This is a genomic window from Falsiroseomonas oryzae (genome assembly GCF_027856955.1).
GTDB classification, from domain to species: domain Bacteria; phylum Pseudomonadota; class Alphaproteobacteria; order Acetobacterales; family Acetobacteraceae; genus Falsiroseomonas; species Falsiroseomonas oryzae.
On sequence record NZ_JAPSMD010000530.1, the window covers coordinates 1 to 3193 of the forward strand.

3 protein-coding genes are annotated in these 3193 nt (G+C 73.0%); 1 reads left to right on the plus strand and 2 read right to left on the minus strand.

Annotated features, from left to right (window positions below):
• Nucleotides 1-1715 (minus strand): DEAD/DEAH box helicase (locus tag OZN99_RS28295; protein WP_408611963.1); only part of this gene is annotated, 1715 nt, incomplete at its 3' end.
• Between the two features lie 83 nt (nt 1716-1798).
• On the opposite strand from OZN99_RS28295, the gene OZN99_RS28300 reads away from it, so the two are divergent.
• The gene (locus tag OZN99_RS28300) at nt 1799-2506 is read left to right on the plus strand and encodes an alpha/beta fold hydrolase (RefSeq protein ID WP_270938560.1); all 708 of its coding nucleotides are present in this window, start codon (nt 1799-1801) and stop codon (nt 2504-2506) included.
• Here the strand turns inward: OZN99_RS28300 and OZN99_RS28305 are convergent.
• Nucleotides 2503-3193 (minus strand): S1C family serine protease (locus tag OZN99_RS28305; RefSeq protein ID WP_270938561.1); only part of this gene is annotated, 691 nt, incomplete at its 5' end. The genes OZN99_RS28300 and OZN99_RS28305 overlap by 4 nt on opposite strands.

A 3193-nucleotide genomic window follows, 5' to 3' on the forward strand; every position in this document is an offset into this window, starting at 1 on the left:
CCCCCGTCACGCCGGTCGTCGCGCCGCCCGCGGTCGTCGCCGCGGCCGCGGGCACGATCCGGCCCGCCGCGTCCCATCACCTTGCCGCCGCGGCCGCGGCGGGCCTTGGCGCCCTCCGCGATCTCTTCGGGCGTCACCGGATCGAGACCGTCGATCTCCATCCGCGGGATCGGTTTGCCGGTCAGCTTCTCGATCGCCGCGAGGGACTTCGCATCCTCCGGCGCGGAGAGCGTGTAGGCGTTGCCCTCGCGCCCCGCGCGACCGGTGCGGCCGATGCGGTGGACATAGTCCTCGGCGTGGAAGGGCACGTCGAAGTTGAACACGTGCGACAGCCCGCCGATGTCGAGGCCGCGCGCCGCGACGTCGCTGCAGACCAGCAGCTTGATGTCGCCCGCCTTGAAGCGGTTCAGGGTCGCGAAGCGCTGCGACTGGTCCATGTCCCCGTGCAGCTCGCCGACCGAGAAGCCATGCTTCTTGAGCGACTTGTAGAGGATGTTCACGTCGATCTTCCGGTTGCAGAAGATCAGCGCGTTCTGCACCTCCTCCTTGCGCAGCAGGCGGCGCAGCGCCTCGCGCTTGTCGTGCTCGCGCACCCAGACCAGGCCCGCCGTGATGGTGACCGCCACGCTCGCCGCGCGCGAGACGGTGATCTCCCGCGGGTTCTGCAGGAAGGCGTCGGCCAGGCGCCGGATCTCCGGCGCCATGGTGGCGGAGAAGAACAGCGTCTGCCGCATCTTCGGCAGGAAGGAGACAATCCTCTCGACGTCCGGAATGAAGCCCATGTCGAGCATCCGGTCGGCCTCGTCGATGACGAGCACCTTGCAGTCGGCCAGCAGGATGCGTCCGCGGTCGAACAGGTCGAGCAGGCGGCCGGGCGTGGCGATCAGCACGTCCACGCCCTTCTCCAGCACGTCGCGCTGGTCGTTCATGCTCTCGCCGCCGATCAGCAGCGCGTGGTTCAGGTTCAGGTGCTTGCCGTACTTCACGAACTGCTCGGCCACCTGCAGCGCCAGCTCGCGCGTCGGCTCCAGGATCAGGCTGCGCGGCATGCGCGCCTTGGCGCGGGAGCCCGCCAGGATGTCGAGCATGGGCAGGGTGAAGCCGGCGGTCTTGCCGGTGCCGGTCTGCGCCACGCCCAGCACGTCCCGGCCCATCAGCACGATGGGGATGGCCTGTTCCTGGATCGGCGTGGGGTAGAGATAACCTGCCTCTCCCACGGCACGCAGGATCGGCTCCGAGAGGCCGAGATCGGCGAAGGTGGTCTTGGCGGCCGCCTCGGCGAGCGCCTCGTCCTCCTCCGTCGGGCCGATCTCGTCCTCGTCGGAGACCTCGTCCTCGTCGGAGACCTCGTCCTCGTCCGGGTCGTCGCCCTCCTCGTCCGAGTCGTCGTCATCGTCGGAGGACGTCTCGTCCTCGCGGCCGTCGTCCTCGTACGCGTCCTCGGCCGACCCCTCCGCGTGGATGGCCTCCGCCGGCGCGTTGTCCGGCGCGGCAGTCACGGGCAGCGCCTCCGCGGGGGCGGATGGCTCGGTGGGGGCGGCGGTGTGCTCGGGCTCGCCCGCGCGCGGGGCGGTGGCGTCGCTCTGGTCGGTCAACGTCGGTTCTCTAACGGCCTCTGGCCTGGCGGAGCCGCGCGCCCCGGTCGGGCAGGCGGCGGCAGGGTCGCCCCACGGGCGCAATGACCGGCGCGCGGAGGCTGGTGGAACGTCGGCCATATGCGCCGCGGCGCCCGGAAAATCAAGCTTGGGCCCCGGCGGCGGGGCTTGCTGCCCCGGATCGGGCGCAGCAGGGTCGCGGCATGACCCCGCCCGTGCTGCTCTTCCTGCCCGGCCTGCTGTGCGATGCGCGCCTCTGGCGCGACCAGGTCGCGTTCCTCTCGGCCCGAACGCGCTGCGTCGTCGCCGACCTCGCGCATGACGAGACCATCGGCGCCATGGCGGAACGTGCGCTGCGCGCCGTGCCGCCGGACGCGGTGCTGTCGGTCTGCGGGCTGTCCATGGGTGGCTATGTCGCGCTGGAGATCATGCGGCGCGCGCCGCAGCGCGTGGCGCGGCTGGCGCTGCTCGACACCTCCGCCCGGCCCGACACGGCTGAGCAGACCCGGCGGCGCCGCGCCCTGCTGGCCCTGTCGGAAAGCGGCATGTTCCGGGGTGTCACGCCGCGGCTGCTGCCCCAGCTGCTGCATCCCGCGAACGTGTCCGGGCCGCTCGGCGCGGAGGTGATGGCCATGGCGGAGCGCGTCGGCCGCCCCGCCTTCCACCGGCAGCAGCGCGCCATCATGCACCGCGTGGATTCGCGCCCCGACCTGCCGCGCATCGCCGTGCCCACCCTGGTCGGCGTCGGCGCGGAGGACGCGCTGACCCCGCCCGAACTGGCGGAGGAGATGGCGGCGCTCATCCCCGGCGCCCGCCTGGCGCGCTTCGCCGATGCCGGGCACCTGCCCTCCATGGAGCAGCCGGCGGCGGTGAATGCGGCGCTCGGCGGCTGGCTGGACGAGGCCGGCTAACCCAGGCAGCGCAGGAACAGCACGGAGGGGTGGGCGGTCTCGCCGACTTCCGCCGCGCTGCGCGGCGTGCCTTCCGCCAGCCGCGGCTGCACGCCGTTGCGGCGCAGGAAGTCCAGCGCCTCGGTGCCCTTCACCGCGAAGTTGACGTTCTGCGGGATGTCGCCGGTGCGCTGCGCGATGCGCTGCGCATTGAGCTTGGAGACGATCACGCCGACCACGTTGCCCGCCAGGTCCAGCAGCGGCCCGCCGGAATTGCCGGGCTGCACCGGGGCGCTGATCTGATACTGCCGCTGGTTGTCCGCGAGGCCCGCCAGCGCCGAGATCTCCCCGGTGGTCAGGGTCGGCCCGGAGGAGAGGATGCCAGCCAGCGGGAAGCCGTAGGTCACCACGCCCTCGCCGCGGCGGACGTTGCCGTCGCGGCGGAAGGGCAGCGCCGGCCCCGCCTCCGCGGGCACCTCCAGCAGCGCCAGGTCGCGGTCGCGATCCGCCGCCAGCACACGGGCGTTCATCTCCGCCCCGCCCGAGGTGCGCAGCCGGACGCCGCGGCAGCCGTCGATGACGTGCTGGTTGGTCAGCGCGCGTCCCGGTGCCACGACGAAGCCCGTTCCGGTGGACAGCGTGCGGCCGGTGCCGCCTGGCGGTGCGGGCGGCGGCGCCCCCGGCTTGCCGGCCACCGGCGCGGGCGCT